This is a genomic window from Budvicia diplopodorum (genome assembly GCF_009800925.1).
GTDB lineage: Bacteria > Pseudomonadota > Gammaproteobacteria > Enterobacterales > Enterobacteriaceae > Budvicia > Budvicia diplopodorum.
The window spans coordinates 217,846-241,332 of sequence record NZ_WOYF01000002.1; the positions used below are offsets into that span (position 1 = coordinate 217,846).

General features: G+C 48.9%; 19 protein-coding genes. 6 read left to right on the forward strand and 13 right to left on the reverse strand.

From position 1 onward, the window contains the following. Positions 1-32 precede the first annotated feature (32 nt). From surA to apaH, 5 genes are all read left to right on the forward strand, one after another. Positions 33-1,376: a peptidylprolyl isomerase SurA gene (surA, locus tag GVI43_RS03395; RefSeq protein WP_159565466.1), complete on the forward strand. Its 1,344-nt coding sequence runs from the start codon at positions 33-35 to the stop codon at positions 1,374-1,376. Further along, on the forward strand, positions 1,366-2,361 hold the full coding sequence (gene pdxA / locus GVI43_RS03400; protein ID WP_159565339.1) for a 4-hydroxythreonine-4-phosphate dehydrogenase PdxA: 996 nt from the start codon (positions 1,366-1,368) through the stop codon (positions 2,359-2,361). Before surA ends, pdxA begins: the two co-directional genes overlap by 11 nt. Then, positions 2,354-3,184 carry a 16S rRNA (adenine(1518)-N(6)/adenine(1519)-N(6))-dimethyltransferase RsmA gene (gene rsmA / locus GVI43_RS03405; protein WP_159565340.1) on the forward strand — a complete coding sequence of 277 codons (831 nt, stop codon included), beginning with the start codon at positions 2,354-2,356 and terminating at the stop codon, positions 3,182-3,184. The genes pdxA and rsmA overlap by 8 nt, the downstream gene beginning before the upstream one ends. A gap of 4 nt (positions 3,185-3,188) precedes the next feature. After that, the gene (gene apaG / locus GVI43_RS03410; RefSeq protein WP_159565341.1) at positions 3,189-3,566 is read left to right on the forward strand and encodes a Co2+/Mg2+ efflux protein ApaG; all 378 of its coding nucleotides are present in this window, start codon (positions 3,189-3,191) and stop codon (positions 3,564-3,566) included. Positions 3,567-3,658: 92 nt separating this feature from the next. Continuing rightward, complete coding sequence (apaH, locus tag GVI43_RS03415) at positions 3,659-4,492, forward strand: bis(5'-nucleosyl)-tetraphosphatase (symmetrical) ApaH (RefSeq protein WP_159565342.1); 834 nt, start codon at positions 3,659-3,661, stop codon at positions 4,490-4,492. Between the two features lie 70 nt (positions 4,493-4,562). On the opposite strand, the gene folA is transcribed toward apaH, so the two are convergent. From folA to ribF, 10 genes are all read right to left on the reverse strand, one after another. After that, positions 4,563-5,045 carry a type 3 dihydrofolate reductase gene (folA, locus tag GVI43_RS03420; protein WP_159565343.1) on the reverse strand — a complete coding sequence of 161 codons (483 nt, stop codon included), beginning with the start codon at positions 5,043-5,045 and terminating at the stop codon, positions 4,563-4,565. Between the two features lie 52 nt (positions 5,046-5,097). Continuing rightward, entirely contained in the window at positions 5,098-5,562 is a 465-nt protein-coding gene (locus GVI43_RS03425; protein WP_159565344.1) for a threonine/serine exporter, read from the reverse strand. Next, complete coding sequence (locus GVI43_RS03430; protein ID WP_159565345.1) at positions 5,559-6,338, reverse strand: threonine/serine exporter family protein; 780 nt, start codon at positions 6,336-6,338, stop codon at positions 5,559-5,561. Before GVI43_RS03430 ends, GVI43_RS03425 begins: the two co-directional genes overlap by 4 nt. A 206-nt stretch (positions 6,339-6,544) precedes the next feature. Then, a complete protein-coding gene (carB, locus tag GVI43_RS03435; RefSeq protein ID WP_159565346.1) occupies positions 6,545-9,766 on the reverse strand; it encodes a carbamoyl-phosphate synthase large subunit in 3,222 nt (1,073 codons plus the stop codon). Between the two features lie 17 nt (positions 9,767-9,783). Next, the gene (gene carA / locus GVI43_RS03440) at positions 9,784-10,932 is read right to left on the reverse strand and encodes a glutamine-hydrolyzing carbamoyl-phosphate synthase small subunit (protein WP_159565347.1); all 1,149 of its coding nucleotides are present in this window, start codon (positions 10,930-10,932) and stop codon (positions 9,784-9,786) included. A gap of 484 nt (positions 10,933-11,416) precedes the next feature. Beyond that, positions 11,417-12,235 (reverse strand): 4-hydroxy-tetrahydrodipicolinate reductase, encoded by an 819-nt coding sequence (dapB, locus tag GVI43_RS03445; protein WP_159565348.1) that lies wholly within the window; start codon positions 12,233-12,235, stop codon positions 11,417-11,419. Between the two features lie 412 nt (positions 12,236-12,647). After that, on the reverse strand, positions 12,648-13,592 hold the full coding sequence (ispH, locus tag GVI43_RS03450; protein WP_159565349.1) for a 4-hydroxy-3-methylbut-2-enyl diphosphate reductase: 945 nt from the start codon (positions 13,590-13,592) through the stop codon (positions 12,648-12,650). Positions 13,593-13,658: 66 nt separating this feature from the next. Beyond that, the gene (gene lspA, locus GVI43_RS03455) at positions 13,659-14,171 is read right to left on the reverse strand and encodes a signal peptidase II (RefSeq protein WP_159565350.1); all 513 of its coding nucleotides are present in this window, start codon (positions 14,169-14,171) and stop codon (positions 13,659-13,661) included. Next, complete coding sequence (gene ileS / locus GVI43_RS03460; RefSeq protein WP_159565351.1) at positions 14,171-16,987, reverse strand: isoleucine--tRNA ligase; 2,817 nt, start codon at positions 16,985-16,987, stop codon at positions 14,171-14,173. Before ileS ends, lspA begins: the two co-directional genes overlap by 1 nt. Positions 16,988-17,017: 30 nt before the next feature. Beyond that, on the reverse strand, positions 17,018-17,956 hold the full coding sequence (ribF, locus tag GVI43_RS03465; RefSeq protein ID WP_159565352.1) for a bifunctional riboflavin kinase/FAD synthetase: 939 nt from the start codon (positions 17,954-17,956) through the stop codon (positions 17,018-17,020). A 385-nt stretch (positions 17,957-18,341) separates the two neighbouring features. Here ribF and rpsT point away from each other — a divergent pair, with 385 nt between their 5' ends. Then, positions 18,342-18,605 carry a 30S ribosomal protein S20 gene (gene rpsT / locus GVI43_RS03470; RefSeq protein WP_029093028.1) on the forward strand — a complete coding sequence of 88 codons (264 nt, stop codon included), beginning with the start codon at positions 18,342-18,344 and terminating at the stop codon, positions 18,603-18,605. A 159-nt stretch (positions 18,606-18,764) separates the two neighbouring features. Here the strand turns inward: rpsT and nhaA are convergent, their stop codons facing one another. The 3 genes from nhaA to dnaK form a co-directional block, all read right to left on the reverse strand. Further along, a complete protein-coding gene (gene nhaA / locus GVI43_RS03475; protein WP_159565353.1) occupies positions 18,765-19,946 on the reverse strand; it encodes a Na+/H+ antiporter NhaA in 1,182 nt (393 codons plus the stop codon). Between the two features lie 390 nt (positions 19,947-20,336). After that, positions 20,337-21,449, reverse strand: a complete 1,113-nt coding sequence (gene dnaJ / locus GVI43_RS03480) for a molecular chaperone DnaJ (RefSeq protein ID WP_159565354.1) — start codon at positions 21,447-21,449, stop codon at positions 20,337-20,339. 114 nt (positions 21,450-21,563) lie between these two features. Next, complete coding sequence (dnaK, locus tag GVI43_RS03485; RefSeq protein WP_159565355.1) at positions 21,564-23,474, reverse strand: molecular chaperone DnaK; 1,911 nt, start codon at positions 23,472-23,474, stop codon at positions 21,564-21,566. Between the last annotated feature and the right edge of the window lie 13 nt (positions 23,475-23,487).

The following is a 23,487-nucleotide window of genomic DNA, read 5'->3' on the forward strand; positions in this document are numbered from 1 at the left end:
CTCAGAGGCGGATGGATTATATGAAAAAAGTAATGAAGAACTGGAAATCGTTTGCCGCAAATTTGGCGCTATGTACCGCAATCACTTCAATGTCACTGGCTTCACACACCGCATTAGCTGCCCCACAAGGGCAGCACGTAGACAGCGTTGCCGCCGTTGTTAATAACGGAGTGGTACTCGAAAGCGATGTGATTAACATGATGGCTTCGGTTAAAAGTAATGCCAAACGCGCCGGACAACAGTTGCCCGATGATGAAACGCTGCGCAAGCAAATTACTGAACGCCTGATCATGGACAGCATCATCACCCAGTTAGCAACCAGCTCGGGAATCAAAATTGACGATGCCAAGCTCAATAGCGGTATCGCTGATATTGCCCGCCAAAACAACATGACGCCCGATCAGCTGCGCAGCCGTCTGGCCGCTGACGGCATGAACTACAACAGCTATAGAGAGCAAATCCGTAAAGAGATGCTGATGGCTGAAGTCAGAAACAACGAAGTTCGTCGTCGGGTTTCAGTGCTGCCACAAGAAGTGGATGCAATGGCCAACCAAATTGCTAAACAAATTGGCCGCGGCGCTGAGCTAAACCTAAGCCATATTCTGATCCCTGTACCAGAAACGGCATCGCAACAGCAGGTTGAGAAAGCCCAGGCGTTAGCAAAAAGTATTATGGAACAAATTAATGCCGGAGCCGACTTTGGCAAGATGGCCGCAACCTATTCAGCTGACCCTCAGGCGCTAAGAGGAGGCCAAATGGGTTGGGGCAAAATGGAAGAGCTACCGGCTATTTTTGCCAGCCAGCTACAAACCTCGACAAAAGGCAGCATCGTTGGCCCAATCCGCTCAGGGGTTGGCTTCCATATTTTAAAAATCAATGATATCCGCGGTGAACAAAAATCCATTTCCGTTATGGAAGTTCATGCGCGCCATATCCTGTTACGCCCTTCAGTTGTGATGACTGACGAACAGGCAGAAGCCAAAATGGCTTCAATCGCAGCGGACATTCGCAGCGGCAAGGCCGACTTTAAAGAGATGGCTCGTCAATATTCTGAAGATCCGGGCTCTGCGCAGCAGGGTGGCGATCTAGGGTGGGCATCGCCTGAAAGTTACGATCCGGCATTCCGCGACGCGTTAATGCGCCTGCAAAAGAATGAGCTTAGCGCACCGATTCACTCGTCTTTCGGCTGGCACTTAATTCAGCTGTTAGATACCCGTCAGGTAGACAAAACCGACGTGACGCAAAAAGACCGGGCCTATCGGATGCTGTTTAACCGTAAATTTGCCGAAGAAGTTCAGAGCTGGATGCAGGAACAACGCGCCAGCGCTTACGTCAAAATTATGAACGGCAGTACCAGTAATAACGATGGCAAATAAATATCAACGCGTGGTTATCACGCCCGGTGAACCCGCTGGCATTGGGCCGGACTTAACGGTCCGGCTAGCTCAGCAAGATTGGCCGGTCGAGTTAGTTGTTTGTGCTGACCCCGCCTTGCTACAACAAAGAGCAGCCCTTCTCGGGCTGTCTTTGCAATTGCGTGACTACGATCCGCTTAAAGCCCCTCAGCCTCAGGTCAAAGGAACGTTAACCGTTGTTCCGATAGAGCTAAACGCTCAGGCAATTGCCGGTGAATTAAACGCTGACAATGGCAGTTACGTCGTCAATACGCTAGCCCGAGCCTGTGATGGCTGTCTGAGCGGTGAATTTGCCTCTTTAATTACCGGCCCGGTGCATAAAGGTATCATTAACGATGCCGGTTTTGCGTTTACCGGCCACACTGAGTTCTTTGCCGAACGCAGTCATTGCCAGCGGGTTGTTATGATGCTGGCAACCCCAGAACTGCGGGTCGCTTTAGCCACTACGCACCTAGCGTTATCTCAGGTATCGGCGGCTATCACGCCACAAAGCCTGACTGAAACAATCGTGATTTTGCATCATGATTTACAAACCAAGTTTAGCATCCCGCAGCCGCAAATCTACGTATGCGGGCTTAACCCTCATGCAGGAGAAGGCGGCCATATGGGCCACGAGGAGATAGATACCATTATCCCCACGTTAGAGAAGCTACGCCAGCAGGGAATAAACCTTATCGGCCCGCTCCCTGCCGACACCCTTTTCCAGCCAAAATATTTACAACACGCTGATGCCGTATTAGCGATGTATCATGACCAAGGACTACCCGTATTGAAATATCAGGGCTTTGGCCGCGCGGTGAATATAACGCTGGGCCTGCCTTTTATTCGTACTTCCGTAGACCATGGAACGGCACTAGACCTTGCCGCTACCGGAAAGGCCGACGTCGGCAGCTTTACGGTGGCTCTTAATCTCGCTATTAAAATGATAAATAATCGTAATGAATAATCGTGTCCATCAAGGCCATTTCGCCCGAAAACGTTTCGGGCAGAACTTTTTAAGCGATCAATATGTGATCGATAGTATCGTCTCGGCTATTCACCCAATGCCGGGGCAGGAAATGCTAGAAATAGGCCCCGGATTAGGCGCACTAACCGAGCCCGTTGCCGCCCGCCTTGAGCGCATGACCGTTATCGAACTGGATCGCGATTTAGCCGCCCGCTTGGCGGTTCATCCTAAGCTAGGCAGTAAGCTAACTATTTTTCAGCAAGATGCCATGACCTTCGATTTTGCCGCTCTGGCAAAAGAGAGAGGTCAGTCACTGCGCGTGTTTGGTAACTTGCCTTACAATATTTCAACGCCTCTGATGTTTCATCTTTTCAGCTATACTAATGCCATAAGCGATATGCATTTTATGCTGCAGAAAGAGGTGGTTAACCGTTTAGTTGCTGGCCCTAATAGTAAAGCCTATGGCCGGTTAAGCGTAATGGCGCAATATTACTGTCACATTATTCCGGTACTCGAAGTGCCGCCAACGGCATTCCGCCCTGCGCCAAAAGTTGACTCTGCGGTTGTCCGCTTAATACCACACGCCACTATTCCTTATCCGGTGAGCGATATGCGGATATTAAGCCGACTAACCACTGAAGCGTTTAATCAGCGGAGGAAAACTATCCGTAACAGCCTCGGCCATTTGTTCAAACCTGAACAGCTGACCGAGTTAGGCTTAGATTTAACCATGCGGGCAGAAAATATCTCCGTTGAGCAATATTGCAAACTGGCAAACTGGCTTTGTGCCAATAATGCCTCGCAAAAGGCTGAACAGGAGTAATACCATGATCGATCAACCCCGGGTTCTTATTCAGGCACAGAGTTTTTACGTAGAAACACAGTCTATGCCGGACGAAGAGCGTTTTGTTTTTGCTTATACCATGACATTACGTAATCTGGGGCGGACTCAGGTCCAGCTATTAGGCCGTTACTGGTTAATCACCAATGCTAACGGCAAGCAGACTGAAGTTCAGGGCGAAGGCGTGGTCGGAGAACAACCGATCATTATCGCTGGCGGCGAATATCAGTATACCAGCGGCGCCGTTCTGGAAACCCCGCTGGGCACAATGGAAGGCCATTACAAAATGGTCGATCAGCATGGCCAACCGTTTCAAATCATCATTCCGGTATTCCGTCTGGCGATCCCATCGCTGATTCACTAATCTATCCTCTAAATAATTCGAATTGAAGGAAGATGGTTGCGCACCCACGGTTCGAAGTATAGTGAGTAATAATAAAAGGCTAGCTCCTGCTTATGGCAACACTTTTAGTAGGTGACGTTCACGGTTGTTTTAACGAACTACAGGCACTCTTAGCTCAGGCAGATTTTAATCCTCAACGCGATACCCTCTGGTTAACCGGCGATCTAGTGGCCCGCGGGCCCGATTCCCTGAAAGTTCTGCGCTACGTTCGCTCACTGGGCAATGCCGTGCGCTTAACGCTGGGTAATCACGACCTCCACCTGCTGGCAATCTTTGCCGGTATCAGTCGCAATAAGCCAAAAGATAACCTGACGCCGTTGCTGGAAGCCCCTGACTGCGATGAGCTGATTAACTGGTTACGTCGCCAGCCGGTATTACAAATTGACGAAGAGAAAGCGTTAATCATGGCCCATGCAGGCATCAGCCCACAGTGGGATATCGACACGGTTAAACGCTGTGCCCGAGAGATCGAAGCGATTCTCTCCAGCGATATCTATCCGCTGTTTCTTGATTCAATGTATGGCGACCTGCCCAACTGCTGGAACGACCAACTGTCTGGCCTTTCGCGCCTGCGCTATGCCACCAATGCCTTTACCCGAATGCGTTTTTGTTACCCGAACGGCTGCTTAGATATGATCTGCAAAGACGTACCGAAAAAAGCGCCTGCGCCATTGAAACCCTGGTTTGAGATATCCACCCCGGTCACCGAAAAATACTCTATTGCTTTTGGCCACTGGGCAGCCCTTGAAGGGAACGGCGCGCCGGACGGAATCTATGCGCTGGATACCGGATGCTGTTGGGGCGGAAAATTAACCATGCTGAGATGGGACGATAAGCAGTACTTTCAACAGGAATTCTTAGGTCAGGAAGTTCAAATTGGCTCTTAATGTGGCTAACGGTAGTTCATATCCACAGAGCCAGGTTTAAGCCCCGCAACGCTTCGGGGCTTAAAGCCTATCAACTGCGCTCCAACACCTCAAAGCGATAGCCATACGGGTTGTTCTCATCAGCCTGATGCCGTTCTTCATAAGTTTGAGCCCAAGAGTACTGCTGATAGTCAGGAAAGTAGGTATCCCCTTCCAAATTCGCTTCAATGTGGGTGAGATAGAGCCGGTTTGCCTGCGCCAGCGCCTGTTCGTACACCCGTCCACCGCCAACGATCATCACTTCATCAACCACACCGGCGGCCAATATTGCCTGCTCTAACGTGCTTACCCAGGTTACCCTATCGTCTGACTGCGGGTAGCGGCTAATCACGATGTTTAATCGCCCCGGTAGCGGGCGGCCTATGGACTCGTAGGTATTACGCCCCATAATGATCGGCTTAGCCAGCGTATTTCGTTTAAACCACGCGAGGTCGGCGGGTAAGTGCCAGGGCATGGCATTATCTGCACCAATAACCCGATTGTTAGCCATTGCGGCAATTAAACTAATAACCATAAAAATGTCCTGAATTCTGTTGTCCTGTCAGCTTTATAAATGCTGCTCATATTTATACGCTCGGCCGGCGTCGGTATAGCCACAGCGCAGGTAGAGAAAGCCCGATAGATAACGCACCGACGATAAACGACGCCCGCAAAAAGTTAGTGATCATGGTTTCAAACAGCTGAGAGCTATAGCCCAGATGAGAAATTTCCACCATCGCAATCATTGCCTTATAGGCATAAACCCCCGGAAACATCGGAATGACCGCCGCCACGGTGAACACCTTCGGGTGGGCCAGAAAACGCCTTGACCAGTAAATACCAATACTGCCGATTAGAATTGAAGCCAGAAAAGTACCCCATTCAATCAGCATGCCATAGTGCATCAACAGGGTTTTTGTACCATAACCGATTGCGCCCAACAGCGCACAGTACTTCAATGCTTTCACCGGAACGTTAAACACTAGCGCAAAGCCAACCGCCGGTATGGCGGCCAATACCATTCCCTGAATCAGCGTTAAAAGTAAATTCATAACCAGCTCCTGAATCCCCAGACTGACATAGCAACAACCACGCCAATGCAGGTGGAAAGCGTAAGCAAACTGGCCATCGCCCAGCGGGCAATGCCGGTATTGATATGTCCTTTAAACATATCGGCAACGGAATTAATCAGCGGAAAGCCGGGAACCAGCAGCAATACGCTAGATGCCATCGCAACCGATGCCGTTGGCATATCGATCCATCGCACCAGCCAGCCCGCAACGGTAGTCGCCACGAAAGCGGTACAAAAAAAGTTGATCAACGGGTTCATCTGAACCGACGTCAATAGCTGACGAGCGTACATGGCAATAGAGCTGGCTACAAACGTGATCGATACGGCATCCCAGCTGCCGCCAGCCAGCTTACAAAAGCTGGCACAGGATAGCCCAACCATTAACACCATCAGCCAACGTGGATAGCGCAGCGGTTTAATATTATCCAAACGCTTCTGAACATCATCAATATCCAATAGCCGGTGTTCGGTCAAAATGACAATGCGCTGAACTTCAGTGACCATATGCATATTTATGCCGCGATCGATGTTTTTCCGAGTCGAGGTCATGCAGAAACCTTGATAAATAGTACTGAGCACCACGGCATTCGCTGAGATCGAACTTTCAACGTTATCAATGCCTAACGCTTTGCCGAGGCGATAAGATAGCTGTTCAACCAGCATACTTTCGGCCCCATGCTGGAGTAATAGTAAAGCGCATTGAATACACAAACGGGTAATTTCCCGCTGGCGTAGCTGAACTTTATCAGATTCCACTTTATATTTACCTGAATAATAAAGAGAAAGGATATAAACGGAAGCCCGTTTGCCGTTTTAGCGCACGTTAGAATAGCACCGATGGCTAAACCGCTCCAACCGTTCAAATGCGCTTAACCATATTGATGTATAAATCTTAGGTAGTAATAATAAAACCCGCCAATATCTGACTATCAGCGGGTTTACGCTCAGTAATTACCGAGTGGCTATTTCAATAACCGGTGCATTTCTTGTACCGAAATGACTTTCTCCGTCGGGTCAGCATTCATTGCCATCGTGGTAGCAAAACCACCGTTCAGCGTGGTGTCATAGTGAACCTTATACTGAAGCGCACTACGGCGAATCAGTTTGGAATCCTCTATTGCCTGACGCCCTTCTGTGGTATTCACGATGTAATTATACTCACCGTTCTTAATCCGGTCCTGAATGTGCGGGCGGCCTTCGTGCACCTTATTAACCAAGCGTGGATTAATACCGGCCTCACCCAGTACCACCGCGGTACCGTGGGTAGCATCCAGTTCGAAGCCCTGTTTCAGCAATTTAGCCGCTAGGTCTACCACCTTAGATTTGTCCCCTTCCCGCACCGACAGTAACGCTCTGCCTTTTGGCATTTTGTTCGGGCTACTGCCCAACATAGCTTTGGCAAACGCTTCGGCAAAGCTGCGCCCGACGCCCATCACTTCACCGGTAGAGCGCATTTCTGGCCCAAGAATCGGGTCGACACCCGGGAACTTGTTGAACGGCAGCACCACTTCTTTAACCGAGTAATAAGGCGGGATAACCTCTTTGGTTACGCCCTGCTCAAGCAATGACTTACCCGCCATAACCCGGGCCGCGACTTTCGCCAAAGGAACGCCGGTAGCCTTAGAGACAAAGGGCACGGTACGGGCGGCGCGCGGGTTAACTTCAATCAGGTAAACATCATTATCTTTCACCGCAAACTGCACGTTCATCAGGCCGCGAACGCACAGTTCAAACGCCAGCTTCTCAACCTGTCTGCGCATCTCGTCTTGAATTTCTTGGCTCAGCGTATAGGCAGGCAGTGAACAGGCTGAATCACCGGAATGAACCCCGGCCTGCTCGATATGCTCCATAATGCCGCCAATCAGCACGCGTTCACCGTCACAGATGGCATCAACGTCTACTTCAATCGCATCATCTAAGAAGTGGTCCAGCAGCACCGGCGCATCGTTCGATACGCTGAAAGCGCTATGGAAGTAACGGCGCAGGTCGGTTTCATCGTAAACAATTTCCATTGCCCGCCCGCCCAGTACGTATGACGGGCGAACCACCAGCGGATAACCAATGCCCACCGCCTTTTCCACCGCCATTTCGATAGTGGTAACCGTGGCGTTAGCCGGCTGTTTTAATCCTAAGCGATGAACCGCTTGCTGGAAGCGTTCACGGTCTTCAGCGCGGTCAATGGCGTCCGGCGAAGTACCGATAATCGGCACGCCAGCGGCTTCTAAAGCTCGGGCCAGCTTTAACGGAGTCTGGCCGCCGTACTGAACGATAACGCCGGTAGGCTGCTCAATACGTACGATTTCCAACACGTCTTCTAGCGTTACCGGCTCGAAATACAGGCGGTCTGAAGTATCATAATCGGTAGAAACCGTTTCTGGATTACAGTTGACCATGATGGTTTCGTAACCGTCTTCACGCAGTGCCAGCGAAGCGTGTACGCAGCAGTAATCAAACTCAATACCCTGACCGATGCGGTTCGGGCCTCCGCCGAGTACCATAATCTTTGGCCGATCGTTGGTCGGGTTAGCTTCGCACTCGTCTTCATAGGTAGAGTACATGTAGGCCGTATCGGTAGAAAACTCGGCCGCACAGGTATCAACCCGCTTATACACCGGGTACAGCTCATATTTGTGGCGAAGCTTACGAACTTCAGCTTCTGAAAAGCCAACCAGCTTGGCCAAACGCGCATCGGCAAAGCCTTTACGCTTTAAGGTACGCATAAAGCTCGCATCAAGGCCGGTAAAGCCGCGTTCGGCAACCTGTTCTTCTAACCGCACTAACTCTTCAATTTGAACCAAGAACCAGCGGTCAACGTTAGTCAGGTTAAACACGCCGTCAACCGACATACCGGCGCGAAACGCATCGGCGATATACCAAATCCGGTCGCAGCCAGCCTCTTTCAGCTCGCGACGGATGCGGGTTAGCGCATCGGGGTCATCTAAATTCACTTTAGGATCTAAGCCATTTACACCAACTTCAAGGCCACGCAGCGCTTTTTGTAACGACTCCTGCTGAGTACGACCGATGGCCATGACTTCGCCCACCGACTTCATTTGCGTAGTCAGGCGGTCGTTGGCACCGGCAAATTTTTCGAAGTTAAAGCGAGGTATTTTGGTGACCACGTAGTCGATAGAGGGTTCGAAGGAGGCCGGCGTTTTACCACCGGTAATATCATTCATCAGTTCATCAAGCGTGTAGCCAACCGCCAGCTTAGCGGCAATTTTAGCAATCGGAAAACCGGTCGCTTTAGAAGCCAAAGCCGAAGAGCGCGACACCCGCGGGTTCATTTCAATCACAATCAGGCGACCATTTTTCGGATTAACCGCAAACTGAACGTTTGAACCGCCGGTTTCAACGCCGATTTCGCGCAGCACCGCCATCGAGGCGTTACGCATGATTTGATACTCTTTATCGGTCAGCGTTTGAGCCGGAGCCACGGTAATTGAGTCGCCGGTGTGAATACCCATGGCGTCGAAGTTTTCAATCGAGCAGACGATAATGCAGTTATCATTTTTATCCCGCACCACTTCCATTTCATACTCTTTCCAGCCAATCAGCGACTCATCAATCAGTAGCTCTTTGGTAGGAGAAAGGTCTAGGCCACGTTCACAAATCTCTTCAAACTCTTCACGATTATAGGCTATACCGCCGCCGGTTCCCCCCATGGTAAACGACGGGCGAATAATGCAGGGAAAGCCAACGTCAGCCGCAACCGCATGGGCTTCTTCCATATTATGAGCGATGCCCGAACGGGCCGTATCAAGGCCAATTTTCTTCATGGCGATGTCAAACCGGCGGCGATCTTCAGCCTTATCGATAGCATCGGCCGTGGCTCCAATCATGGTTACGCCAAACTCGGCCAACACGCCTTGGCGCTCGAGTTCTAACGCACAGTTAAGCGCCGTTTGTCCACCCATGGTGGGCAGTACGGCATCCGGGCGCTCTTTCTCAATAATTTTACGCACCACTTCCCAATGAATCGGCTCGATATAGGTAGCATCGGCCATTTCAGGATCGGTCATAATGGTTGCCGGATTCGAGTTAACCAGCACAACCCGATACCCCTCTTCGCGCAGGGCTTTGCACGCCTGAGCGCCGGAATAGTCAAACTCGCAGGCCTGACCAATAACAATCGGGCCAGCACCAAGGATCAGGATACTTTTAATATCAGTACGTTTTGGCATTGTTAAGGGCTCCTGATTTATTTAGCGGTAGAACGATAGGATTCAATAAGTTCGATAAAATGGTCGAACAACGGTGCCGCATCGTGCGGGCCCGGGCTGGCTTCCGGGTGCCCCTGAAAGCTGAACGCGGCTTTATCGGTACGATGAATCCCTTGCAGTGAGCCGTCAAACAGCGACCTATGGGTAGTAATCAGGTTGGCCGGCAGCGTTGACTCATCCACGGCAAACCCGTGGTTTTGAGCAGTAATCATCACGGTATTATTCTCAATATCTTTAACCGGGTGGTTGCCGCCGTGGTGGCCGAACTTCATTTTGCTGGTTTGCGCGCCGGATGCCAAAGCCAGCAGCTGATGGCCAAGACAGATACCAAACACCGGAATATCGGTTTCTAAAATCTGCTCAATTGCTTGGATAGCATAGTCACAGGGTGCAGGGTCTCCCGGCCCGTTTGATAAGAAGACGCCGTCAGGATTAAGCTTAAGCACCTCTTGCGCCGAAGTTTGCGCCGGAACCACCGTTAAGCGGCAGCCACGGTCAACCAGCATTCTTAAGATGTTGCGCTTAACGCCATAATCATAAGCCACCACGTGATAAGGCAGTTCGGAATCATCTTTAGCCGCGGGTAAATCATCTTCCAGCGTCCAGCTTCCCTGTGTCCACCGGTAAGACTCTCGGGTAGTAACTTCTTTAGCCAAGTCCATCCCTTTCAGCCCGGGGAAGGATTTGGCTTTATCCAGTGCGAGCTGAGCATCGGCGGTATCACCGACAATAATGCAACCGTTCTGAGCCCCTTTTTCACGCAGAATTCGGGTCAGTTTACGGGTATCAATATCGGCGATTGCCACTATGTTATGGCGTTTAAGATATTCGGATAATCCTTCCTGATTGCGGTAGTTACTGGCAACCAGCGGCAGATCTCTGATAATCAGGCCCTGTGCATGCACTGAGCTCGATTCTTCGTCTGAGGAGTTTGTACCAACGTTTCCAATATGGGGGTAAGTAAGAGTGACAATTTGGCGGAAATAGGATGGGTCGGTGAGGATTTCTTGGTAGCCGGTCATTGAGGTATTAAAAACAACTTCCCCAATTGCCGTTCCGTTTGCCCCGATGGCCCGACCGTGAAATTGGGTTCCGTCTTCGAGAACCAGTAGCGCTGTCTTACTCAAAACACCCTCCTAGAATAAAGAGTCATAAAAACTGCATATTAATTCACAACTATACCTTCTAAATAAGCGCAAAAAAAGCCTTATCAGCAACTTTCGGGCAAATTGGACGCATTCTAATGATCCGACAGTTTCTTGTCTATAAAAAACGCTTTTTTAATTGTATTTTGTAGACTTCAGCAAATAAATCATCATAACCAATGAAAAACATAGTCTAACTAGCGCTTGGAAAACGATTGCTATGCTTTTTAATGAATAAATGAATTAAAAATGAAAAATAATGATGAAATTGGAATAACGAGGTGAAATATGACTAAATAAATTAGGATAAATTTAATTTATATGGACAATATTTGATTAAACAAAACAAAGCGATTAAATAATATAATTAGCAAAATAATCTTTAAAAAAACAAATAATTATAGAAATAAAAATTTGATTTGCGCATTGAAAAATACGCAAATCAATCAAGATAAGATGATTTTATCTAGTCATCAAGCGATAAAACGTCCCGCATGCTAAATAATCCACTTTTATGCTGGTTTAACCAAGCCGCAGCCCTAACGGCGCCGTTAGCAAAAGTCATACGGCTCGATGCCTTATGGGTGATTTCAACCCGCTCGCCAATATCAGCAAACATTGCCGTATGTTCACCAACGATATCACCGGCTCTTAAGGTAGCAAAACCGATCGACTGGCGGTTACGCTCTCCGGTATGGCCCTCACGGGCATACACCGCGCAGGTTTTTAAATCTCGGCCAAGCGTATCGGCAATCACTTCGCCCATGGCTAAAGCGGTACCTGACGGGGCATCCACTTTGTGACGATGATGGGCTTCAATAATTTCTATATCAGTATAGTCGCCCATGACCTTTGCTGCCTGTTCCAACAGCTTCAGAACTAAATTCACCCCTACGCTGAAGTTTGCAGCGAAAACGATACCAATCTGTTGAGATGCCGCTTTTATTTCTGCTTTACCGGTCTCATCAAAACCGGTGGTACCGATAATCATTGACTTATGGTGTTTACGGCAAAATGCGATGTGGCTTAACGTGCCTTCAGGGCGAGTAAAATCAATAAATACGTCAAAATCATTAGCGACGGCGTCTAAATCATCACTGACCCGAACGCCTAACTGACCAATAGCGGCTAACTCTCCGGCATCAACGCCAATAAGTGACGAGCCGCTACGCTCCAGCGCAGCCCCCAAAACAACGCCTTCGGCCAGTTCTACTGCCTGAATCAGCTGACGCCCCATCCGTCCGCCGGCTCCGGCAATCGCTACTCTTACCTGCTTACTGGTCATAATCGTCCTCTAAATTATTATTGTATTACTGAAGGGAACCCCTTGTGTCTGTCAGAGTAGCGTCCAGCTTTAGTTCTGACAAATAGATTTACTTACATACCCAAAATAATTCGAGTTGCAGGAAGGCGGCAAGTGAGTGAGCCCCAATGAGCTTACTCAAGTAAGTGATTTGGGTGAGCGAACGTAGCCAACGCACCTGCAACTTGAAGTATGATGGGTATAATCAGGGAAGATAAAAAGTACGGCTAATCCAGACATATTTATCTGGATGAATAAAAATAGGTTTTAACAAAGTATTTAGCAGAGAATTGCTGGAAGCTGCGGCGCATACAAGGCCGCAGCCGTTGAAAAAAATCAGCGAGTAATATTCGCCTCGATGCTGCTAATATCGAACTATTGTAAAACCAATCGGTTAATCTACCATTTTAACCCGCAATTCTTTGGGCACTTCGAATACGATGCTTTCTTCCCGCCCTTCCATCTCTTGCGCAGGCAGGCCGCCTAACGAACGCAGGCGTTCAATCACGGCCTGAACTAATACGTCGGGCGCTGAAGCACCGGCGGTCACGCCAACGGAGTTAACCGCTTTGAGCCAGCCTTCCTGAATATCATCAGCGGTATCAATTAAATAGGCTGGTTTACCAATACGCTGGGCCAGTTCAGCTAGGCGATTAGAGTTAGACGAGTTTTTAGAACCCACCACTAACACTACGTCAGACTGCAATGCCAGATTATGTACCGCCTCCTGACGATTGGTGGTGGCGTAGCAAATATCGTCTTTACGCGGGCCGATAATATCCGGGAAGCGTTTACGCAGTGCGTCAATCACGTCGGAAGTATCATCGACGGATAGCGTGGTCTGAGTCATAAAGCAGAGGTTATTTTCATCTTTAACCGATAGCTGCCAGACGTCGTCCGGCGACTCTACCAGATACATGCCGCCTTCGGCGTTGCTGTACTGGCCCATGGTCCCTTCAACCTCGGGGTGACCAGCATGGCCAATCAGAATAGCTTCACGGCCTTTACGGCTGGCTCGGGCGACTTCCATATGAACTTTAGTCACCAGCGGGCAGGTAGCATCAAACACCGTGAGATCGCGAGCCTTAGCTTCCGCTCTGACCGCCTGAGAGACACCGTGGGCAGAAAAAATCAGAATTGCGCCGTCAGGCACTTCACTCAGCTGTTCAATGAATACCGCCCCTTTCTGGCGCAGGCTATCTACCACATAGCGGTTATGTACAACTTCATGACGCACATAAATCGGCGCGCCGTAAATTTCCAGCGCACGCTCGACAATGCTGATGGCCCGGTCTACCCCGGCGCAGAAACCGCGCGGGTTAGCCAACAATATTTGCATTTTTACTCTCCAAATGGCGTAACCGGTCATGCGTTATGTCTGATGACACGCCAAGCGCTTACCGGATTACTCTGCCGTCTCTTTTTTCTCGTCTTTCTTCTGTGAGAAAATAAATCCTTCCAAAATCACCATTACCGCACCAATACAGATGGCGCAGTCGGCAACGTTGAAGGTTGGGTAATGCCATTCACCAATATAGAAATCGAAAAAGTCGACAACAAATCCGTGATACAGGCGATCGAACAGGTTACCCAAAGCGCCGCCAATAATTAACGCAAACGCGATATTACTCCATTTGGCCGTTGCTGCCGTGCGGTACATCATTACCATCAGTACAATAGAAATGGTAACTGCCACCGCCGCTAGCGCCCAGCGCTGCCCCATAAAAGAGCTAAACGCTGCGCCGTAGTTTCGAGCATAGTAAAAATTAAAGAATGGCAATAAATCGACCGACTCGCCCAAAGCAAAGTTTTTGATCACCCAGAACTTGCTAGCGATGTCGGCAATAAAAACCAGAACCGCCAGCCAGAGCCAGCGTAATCCGGTGGTACCAATAGATAAAAAATTAGATTTACTCATCAGGCGAACTTACGCTCTTCACCATTGCCAGCAACGTTAGTTACGCAGCGACCACAGAGATCCGGATGTTCAGCGTTTTGGCCGACGTCCAGAGTATAGTGCCAGCAGCGCGGACACTTAATTCCCTGCGCCTTGGCGAACCCGACTTTCAGATTCTTCATCACGTCGCTTTGCTGTGCATCAACGCCAGCCCGATCGATTGGCCCAACTTTAGCGCCCGAGGTCAGCAGGACAAAGCGAAGTTCATTTTGTAGCGCATTCAGGCTGGCTGCTAGTTCAGGTTCCGCATACAGCGTTACTGCGGCTTCTAAAGAGCCGCCCAGTAATTTGTCATTACGCGCCTGCTCCAGAACCTTATTTACTTCACCGCGAACTTTCAGCAGTTCTGACCAATAGCTATCGCTCATATTCTCGCCATCGGCTAGGCCAAACAGCCCCTGATACCATTCACCGGTAAACACAAACTTATCGCGTTCACCCGGCAGATAGCTCCAGATTTCATCGGCAGTAAATGACATAACCGGTGCCATCCAACGAACCAGCGCCTCAGCAATATGGTACAGCGCGGTCTGGCAGCTGCGGCGGGCTAAGCTATCGCCCTTCGCGGTATATTGACGATCCTTGATGATGTCCAGATAGAATGAACCCATTTCAATCGAGCAGAACTGCATCAGGCGCTGAATAACCACGTGGAAGTCGTAATTATCGTAGCTGGCAGCAATTTCTTCCTGCGCCGCCATCGCGCGGCCCACGGCCCAGCGATCCAGTATCACCATATCTTCTGGTTTAACCATGTCTTTGACCGGATCAAAACCGTTCAGATTAGCCAGTAAAAAGCGCGCGGTATTACGAATTCGACGATAGGCATCGGCTGAACGTTTCAAGATTTCATCCGACACCGCAATTTCACCGGTGTAATCCGTTGAGGCGACCCATAAGCGAAGAATATCTCCGCCCAGTTTATTCATTACGTCCTGAGGGCTGACGGTATTACCGATAGACTTAGACATTTTACGGCCCTGACCGTCAACGGTGAAACCGTGGGTCAAAACCTGACGGTAAGGCGCTTTGCCTTTCATTGCCGTTGAAATCATCAGCGATGACATAAACCAGCCGCGATGCTGATCCGATCCTTCCAGATACAGATCTGCACTGTGACCGTTAAATTCAGGGCGAACGTCCACGACCGATGAGTGAGTCGAGCCTGAATCAAACCATACGTCTAGCGTGTCAGGAACTTTAACGTAGTTTGCCGCATCTTCACCCAATACGTCTTTAGGATCTAAATCCCACCACGCCTGAATGCCGTGTTCTTCAACGCGCTGAGCCACCAGTTCCATGATTTCCTGAGAGCGTGGATGCAGTTCATCGGTATCTTTATGTACAAACAGAGACATCGGCATGCCCCAGGTACGTTGACGAGAGATACACCAGTCAGGGCGATTGGCCACCATGGTTTCGATACGCGCCTGACCCCAGTCAGGGATCCAACGAACGGCTTTAATCTCTTCTAAAGACTGCTTACGCAGCCCGTGCTGGTCCATACTGACGAACCACTGAGGCGTCGCGCGAAAGATAATCGGCGTTTTATGGCGCCAGCAGCACGGGTAGCTATGCTGCACCTTCTCAACCTGCAGCAGTGCGCCTTTTTCACGCAGTAGCTCAACGACAACATCGTTAGCTTTAAATACGTTTAAGCCATCCAGAGTTGGATAAGTTCCGGCTAAATAACAGCCGTTAGGACCAACCGGATTAGCCACTTCTAAATGATATTTTTGGCCGATAACATAGTCATCGGGACCGTGGCCCGGAGCGGTATGTACAGCGCCGGTACCGGCTTCTAAGGTAACGTGCTCACCGAGGATAAGCGGTACATCAAACGCCAAGAACGGATGGGTAAAGCGCATCAGCTCAAGGTCAGCGCCTTTTGCACTACCGAGCACCGCCCAGCTTTCGATTCCGGCGCGCTTCATCACGCTTTCAACCAGTTCAGCGGCAAGGATTAACGTTTCGTCCGCGGCCTGAACTAGCTGATATTCAAATTCTGGATGTAGCGAAATAGCCCGGTTTGCAGGCAGGGTCCACGGCGTGGTGGTCCAGATAACCGCTGACAGTGGGCCTTTAACGCTGGTCACACCAAATTTGGCCGCAACGGCTAGAGGATCAACGGCGTTAAAGCGCACATCGATAGACGGTGAAGTTTTGTCATAATATTCAACTTCAGCCTCAGCCAACGATGAACTGCAGTCGATACACCAATGTACCGGCTTAGCGCCTTTATGCAGGTGCCCATTACCGATAATTTTAGACAGAGAACGAATGATGTTGGCTTCGGTTTTAAACGCCATGGTCAAATACGGGTTATCCCAGTCACCCAGCACGCCTAAACGAATGAAGTCCTTTTTCTGACCTTCAACCTGCTCTGCGGCATATTCACGACATGCTTTACGAAATTCAGACGCGCTGATCTTCTCGCCCGGTTTACCGACCAGTTGCTCAACTTTTAACTCAATCGGTAGGCCATGACAGTCCCAGCCCGGAACATAAGGCGCGTCATAACCAGCCATACCTTTTGATTTAATAATGATATCTTTCAGAATCTTATTAACTGCGTGACCAATATGAATATTGCCGTTTGCATAAGGAGGGCCATCGTGAAGAATAAAGGTTTTCTTCCCTTTTTTGGCCTGACGAATCGCACCGTAAAGGTTTGATTGGTACCAATGGTCTAACATTCCAGGTTCACGCTTGGCTAAGTCGCCGCGCATTGGAAACCCGGTGTCCGGCAAATTCAATGTGTTCTTATAGTCAGTCATTCGATTCTCGGTTCCATACTTGGCTAGAAATTAGGTTCGTGCCGCTTGCTCAAAATATTTTCGGGCAGACACGGCATCATATTCAATTTGTTGTTTCAATGCGTCCAGCGAGGCAAACCGCTGCTCGCTACGTATTTTTTCTCGGATAACTACGTCCAGATGCCGCCCGTATAGGTCCATATCGACATCAAGCAAATGAACTTCAAGCTGCTGACGCACTCCAGAAACGGTCGGTCTGATACCAATATTCGCTACGCCCGGCAATGGTTTATCGCCCAATCCCAAAACCTCTACGGCATAAACGCCTTTAACCGGCGTCACTAAGCGTTTCATTGGCAGATTAGCGGTAGGAAACCCGATGGTCCTTCCCAGCGCGTCACCGTGTACTACACGGCCGCAAATACTGTATGGTCGACCCAGTAGCGATTCGACTAGCGCCAGATCGTCATCACGTAACGCGTGACGAATCATAGTACTGCTTACACGTTTACCAAATTCACAAAAGCTTTCAGTATTGGCAACGGCAAAACCCTGTTTTTTTCCTGCGGCCTGCAACAGAGAAAAATCGCCCTGCCGCTGCGCGCCAAAGCGGAAATCATCGCCAATCATCAAAAACTTAACACCCAACTTGTCAACCAGCAACCGCGAAATAAAATTCTCGGCGCTGATAGTGGCAAACGCGGTATCAAACTTAATGCACAGAAGGTAGTCAACCCCGGCCTGTGCAAGATATTTACACTTGTCACGAAGCCTGGTCAGCCTCGCCGGTGCCTGCTCTGGTGCAAACAGCTCTAACGGCTGAGGTTCAAAAATCATTACCATCGTCGGCAGGCCTAAACGTTGACCTTCCTTTTTAAGCTGACGAAGCAACGCCTGATGACCAAGATGGACACCGTCAAAATTACCGATAGTCAATACACATCCGTGGTGACGAGGCCGGATATTGTGTATGCCGCGAATCAGCTTCATAATCAGCTCTGGGCCCTATACAGTGGAAATCGGGAATTATAGCAACTGAGAAGGCTAAGGTTAACCAACGATTACGCTATAAGTTAAAAACTTCTGTTGTTTATGGCCCACGGCCTTGATTTCAGCGCTCAATATACAGGAATGTTTATATCTTCGACATACGCACAAAGAAAACGCGTTAAAGACTATATTCCATGATACAAAGCTGTTAGAATCTTGCGCCATCGATACCCGTGGTGTTGCCGCTCTTTTTTCCATAGATTTTTCCATAGAAATTAGAACTGGCGGCGCTAATTTGCACAAATCCGTTGACAAAAGAAGGTCGAAAGGGCATATTCCTTCGCCTTTAGAATGTCCTCAAGAAACTATATTTGGGAGTTGGACCTTGGCTAATATCAAATCAGCTAAGAAACGCGCCGTCCAGTCTGAGAAGCGCCGCAAGCATAACGCAAGCCGTCGCTCCATGATGCGTACTTTCATCAAGAAAGTACAAATGGCGATCGCAGCAGGTGATAAATCTACTGCACAAACAGCATTCAATGACATGCAACCTATTGTTGACCGTCAAGCCGCTAAAGGCCTGATTCACAAGAATAAAGCTGCTCGTCATAAATCAAACCTGATTGCACAGATCAACGCAATGCAGTAATGCTGTTCTACGTTTCTTAAAAAAACCGGCTTTGGCCGGTTTTTTTGTGTCTGAAATCTGTAAGCTCGACCAACCCAATAATAAAAAACGCTTAACTCATCAATAAAGTTAAGCGTTTTTTGATCCTGCACACGAGGCCTGATTATTTACTGGCTAAAATCACGCCTCTCCGGCCGCCTTAGCGCCTGCTAACGAAACCTTAAGCAGGAAGTAGCCTAAAATAGCCGCCAGCGTAGAGCCCAGTAAGATGCCCAATCTGGAGTAGGTAATAAACTGCTCGCTTACGCCTTCAAACGCCAGAGAAGAGATAAATATCGACATAGTAAATCCAATTCCGCAAAGTACGGACACTGAAAAAATATGCTTCAGGTAGATCGAATCAGGCATTTTCACCAGACCGGCCTTTAAGGCTAACCAACAAAAGCCAAAAATACCGAGCGGCTTACCAACAACCAGCCCCAGCATAATGCCTAGTGACAGTATCCCACCTAATGAATGCAGAGTTACTCCGGCTAAAGACACCCCGGCATTGGTAAAGGCAAACAGCGGCAAAATGAAATAGGTTACCCACGGATGTAGCTGATGAATCAAGCTATCTAACGGTTTGCTTTGCTCAACCCCTCGTAATGGAATAAAGAAGCCGGTGATAACACCCGCCAGCGTGGCATGTACGCCCGACTTCATCATGCATGCCCAAAGCACAGCACCGACCACCATATAGGCCAGCTTATTACCTACCCCACGCTGGTTCATCAACGCCATGGCAACAATCATCATTGCTGCACCTGATAGCGCAACTAAAGACAACTCTTTAGTGTAAAACAGAGCAATAATAACAATCGCACCTAAGTCATCAATAATCGCCAGAGCCATGAGGAAAGCCTTCAGGCTGGTTGGCACCCGACGGCCCAATAGCGCCATAACGCCCAGCGCAAAGGCAATATCGGTGGCGGCAGGAATAGCCCAACCGGTACGCGTAATTTCGTCACTTTGATTAAAAGCCAGATAAATCAGCGCAGGTAAAATCATACCGCCAATTGCGGCAACCACTGGGAAAAGCGCCTTATCTTTTCCAGCTAAAGAGCCTTCAATAAGCTCTTTTTTAACTTCCAGCCCAATAACCAAAAAGAAAATAGCCATCAGGCCATCGTTAATCCAGTGAGCCAGCGAATTACTTAAATCCAGAGAGGCTATTTGAATCACAATCGGAATGTGCAGAAACCCCTCATAGGCAGGCCGTAGCGGAGAGTTAGCCATTACCATGGCAACCAACGCCGCTACGATTAAGAAAATACCGCCGGAAGCTTCTAGCCTCAGGAACTTTCGTAGATAGTGGGTCATGGCCGTGATCGCTCCTTTTATGACGCTTTGCTCAACGTCATAGTCTATTTGATTATTTGCTAGCCCAATATTACTATAAAACGGTAGTAACCAGAATAAAATGAAATAAAAACACAATAATTTATATTTAAATGAGATTAAAAACGATAAAGTTGTTAATGAAAAATATTAATGAATATAAATAATCCTTTAAAATCATCCGATAATAATCAATTCAGCAAAAAACCATAACAAGCCACCGTTTTATACTATTAACCGCCGAAAGCATCCATTTAGTTGGGGCGCATATCGCTGTATAAACGTGTAACTATCTATCGACAAATCTCTAGACAAAAAAATACCCAATCGAATGATTAGGTATTTTTATTTACCGTACAAAGGCTGAAGCAGTTAGCCGGTCAGATCGTCAAAGAACTTTTTCACGCCGTCCAGAAAGGATGTCGAACGAGGGCTATTTTTAGCCCCTTTCTCGCCGCCAAGGCTCTCTTCAAGCTCACGTAGCAGTTGCTTTTGTCTGTCGTTAAGCTTAACCGGAGTCTCAACCACAACGCGGCAAAGCAAATCGCCCTGAGCGCCGCCGCGAACCGATTTCACCCCTTTTCCACGCATGCGGAACAGCTTGCCGGTTTGCGTTTCAGCAGGAACCTTCAGGTGAACCCGGCCATCCAGAGTCGGCACTTCAATTTCACCGCCTAAGGCAGCCATGGCAAAGTTAATCGGCACTTCGCAATACAGGTTATTACCATCACGCTCAAAGATCGGATGTTGCTTGACCTGAACCTGAACGTATAAATCACCTGCCGGAGCGCCGCTTTCGCCGGCTTCACCCTCACCGGATAAACGCACCCGATCGCCAGTATCAACGCCTGCCGGAATCTTCACTGACAGCGTTTTGTTTTTCTCAACCCGGCCTTGCCCACGGCACTTAGTGCACGGATCTTTGATAATTTTACCGCGACCATGACAGGTCGGGCAGGTTTGCTGCACCGCGAAGAAACCCTGACGCATCTGTACCTGACCTGCACCATGACAGGTAGAACAGGTTGTAGCAGACGTTCCGGCTTTAGCACCGCTGCCGTGGCAAACATCACACTCGGCTAACGTCGGAATACGGATCTCTTTAGTTACGCCTCTAACGGCCTCTTCAAGAGTCAGCGCCATATTATACTGTAAGTCAGAACCACGGCTTGCACGCTGACGACGACCGCCAAAGATGTCACCGAAGACATCGCCAAAGATGTCATTAAAATCACCGCCACCGCCGCCCATGCTGCCGTGTTCAAAGGCCGCATGACCATATTGGTCATAGGCCGCCTTTTTCTGAGCATCCGTCAGAATTTCATAGGCTTCTTTAATTTCTTTAAATTTTGCTTCAGAGTCTTTATCACCCTGATTTCTATCCGGATGATGCTTCATCGCTAGGCGCTTATAGGCCTTTTTAATTTCGCGTTCATCTGAATCGCGGCTTACGCCTAAGATTTCGTAATAATCTTTCTTCGCCATCTGTGGACTTACCCTATATATGCGTACACGGGCGTAGAGTTACCTCAACGCCCGTGCCAGTTCCGTTAACAATACCATACTTTCGGTATCGCTACCGTGCCCGCCGATGGGCGATTATTTTTTGTCTTTAACTTCTTCGAACTCGGCATCGACAGCATCGTCATCTTTGCTCGGCGCAGCTTCAGCATCTGCAGTTGCACCTTCAGCATGTTGCTGCTGTACCATTTCTAACAGCTTGCCAGAGACTTCAGCCAAAGCCTGAACCTTAGCTTCGATATCGGCCTTGTCCTCGCCTTTCAGCGAAGCTTGCAGCGCGGTTAATGCCGCTTCGATTGCCGCTTTATCATCGGCTGGCAGTTTGTCACCGGCTTCATCTACCTGCTTACGCGTACTGTGCATCAGGTGATCGCCTTGGTTACGAGTCTGAACCAGCTCTTCGAACTTACGGTCTGCTTCAGCATTGGCTTCAGCTTCACGCACCATTTTTTGGATCTCTTCTTCATTCAGACCAGAAGAAGCCTTAATGGTGATGTTTTGCTCACGACCCGTATTCTGGTCTTTAGCCGATACGTGCAGGATACCATCAGCATCGATATCAAAAGTCACTTCAATTTTTGGTACGCCGCGCGGAGCAGACTGAATACCGTCGAGGTTAAACTGCCCCAATGACTTATTGTCATTCGCACGTTTACGCTCGCCCTGCAGAACGTGAATAGTTACCGCAGATTGGTTATCTTCAGCCGTAGAGAACGGCATGCTGTGCTTAGTCGGAATAGTGGTATTCTTCTCGATCAGCTTAGTCATCACGCCGCCCATGGTCTCGATACCCAGAGACAGAGGACTTACGTCTAATAACAGAACGTCGGTAACATCACCGGCTAATACGCCGCCCTGAACGGCAGCACCGATAGCCACAGCTTCATCCGGGTTAACGTCTTTACGCGGCTCTTTACCAAAGAAGTCTGCCACTTTCTTCTGAACTAAAGGCATGCGAATTTGGCCACCGACCAGAATCACGTCCTGAATTTCACTCACGGACAGCCCAGCATCTTGCAGAGCAACTTTTAACGGCTCTAAAGAACGATTCACTAAATCTTCAACCAGCGACTCTAACTTAGCGCGAGTTACTTTAATGTTCATATGTTTTGGACCGGTAGCATCTGCAGTAATATACGGCAGGTTTACGTCAGTCTGTTGGGCGGAAGAAAGCTCGATTTTCGCTTTTTCTGCCGCTTCTTTCAGGCGCTGCATCGCTAAAGGATCGTTACGCAGGTCGAAGTTTTGCTCTTTCTTGAACTCATCAACTAAGTAGTTGATTAAACGGTTATCAAAGTCTTCACCGCCTAAGTGGGTATCACCGTTAGTAGCTAATACTTCGAAAGTCTTTTCACCGTCAACTTCATCAATTTCGATAATAGAGATATCAAAGGTACCGCCGCCCAAGTCATAAACGGCGATAGTACGGTTACCCATCTCTTTATCCAGACCGTATGCTAAAGCCGCTGCGGTTGGTTCATTGATGATACGTTTAACGTCTAAACCGGCAATACGACCGGCATCTTTCGTTGCCTGACGCTGTGAGTCGTTGAAGTAAGCAGGAACGGTGATAACCGCTTCTGTTACTGGCTCACCCAAAAAGTCTTCTGCCGTTTTCTTCATTTTTTTCAAGACTTCAGCAGAAATCTGAGGTGGAGCAATCTTCTGGCCTTTAACTTCAATCCACGCATCGCCGTTATCCGCACCAACAATTTGGAAAGGCATAATATTGCGATCGCGCTGCACTTCTTCATCGCCAAAGCGACGACCAATCAGACGTTTGATTGCATAAAGTGTGTTTTGTGGGTTAGTAACAGCCTGACGCTTAGCCGGTTGACCAACCAAAATTTCGCCGTCTTGGGTATACGCGATAATTGACGGAGTCGTACGATCCCCTTCCGCGTTCTCAATTACGCGAACCTGAGAGCCGTCCATTACAGCTACACAAGAGTTCGTTGTACCCAAGTCAATACCAATAATTTTACCCATTACATCATCTCCA

Excerpts from the sequence above, each read along its gene's own strand:
- dapB (WP_159565348.1), bottom strand. The coding sequence starts at position 12,235 with ATGACCAGTAAGCAGGTAAGAGTAGCGATTGCCGGAGCCGGCGGACGG.
- pdxA (WP_159565339.1), top strand. The coding sequence starts at position 1,366 with ATGGCAAATAAATATCAACGCGTGGTTATCACGCCCGGTGAACCCGCT.
- dnaJ (WP_159565354.1), bottom strand. The coding sequence starts at position 21,449 with ATGGCGAAGAAAGATTATTACGAAATCTTAGGCGTAAGCCGCGATTCA.
- folA (WP_159565343.1), bottom strand. The coding sequence starts at position 5,045 with ATGGTTATTAGTTTAATTGCCGCAATGGCTAACAATCGGGTTATTGGT.
- ribF (WP_159565352.1), bottom strand. The coding sequence starts at position 17,956 with ATGAAGCTGATTCGCGGCATACACAATATCCGGCCTCGTCACCACGGA.
- dnaK (WP_159565355.1), bottom strand. The coding sequence starts at position 23,474 with ATGGGTAAAATTATTGGTATTGACTTGGGTACAACGAACTCTTGTGTA.
- nhaA (WP_159565353.1), bottom strand. The coding sequence starts at position 19,946 with ATGACCCACTATCTACGAAAGTTCCTGAGGCTAGAAGCTTCCGGCGGT.
- apaH (WP_159565342.1), top strand. The coding sequence starts at position 3,659 with ATGGCAACACTTTTAGTAGGTGACGTTCACGGTTGTTTTAACGAACTA.
- apaG (WP_159565341.1), top strand. The coding sequence starts at position 3,189 with ATGATCGATCAACCCCGGGTTCTTATTCAGGCACAGAGTTTTTACGTA.
- ileS (WP_159565351.1), bottom strand. The coding sequence starts at position 16,987 with ATGACTGACTATAAGAACACATTGAATTTGCCGGACACCGGGTTTCCA.
- lspA (WP_159565350.1), bottom strand. The coding sequence starts at position 14,171 with ATGAGTAAATCTAATTTTTTATCTATTGGTACCACCGGATTACGCTGG.
- GVI43_RS03425 (WP_159565344.1), bottom strand. The coding sequence starts at position 5,562 with ATGAATTTACTTTTAACGCTGATTCAGGGAATGGTATTGGCCGCCATA.
- surA (WP_159565466.1), top strand. The coding sequence starts at position 33 with ATGAAGAACTGGAAATCGTTTGCCGCAAATTTGGCGCTATGTACCGCA.
- carB (WP_159565346.1), bottom strand. The coding sequence starts at position 9,766 with ATGCCAAAACGTACTGATATTAAAAGTATCCTGATCCTTGGTGCTGGC.
- rsmA (WP_159565340.1), top strand. The coding sequence starts at position 2,354 with ATGAATAATCGTGTCCATCAAGGCCATTTCGCCCGAAAACGTTTCGGG.
- ispH (WP_159565349.1), bottom strand. The coding sequence starts at position 13,592 with ATGCAAATATTGTTGGCTAACCCGCGCGGTTTCTGCGCCGGGGTAGAC.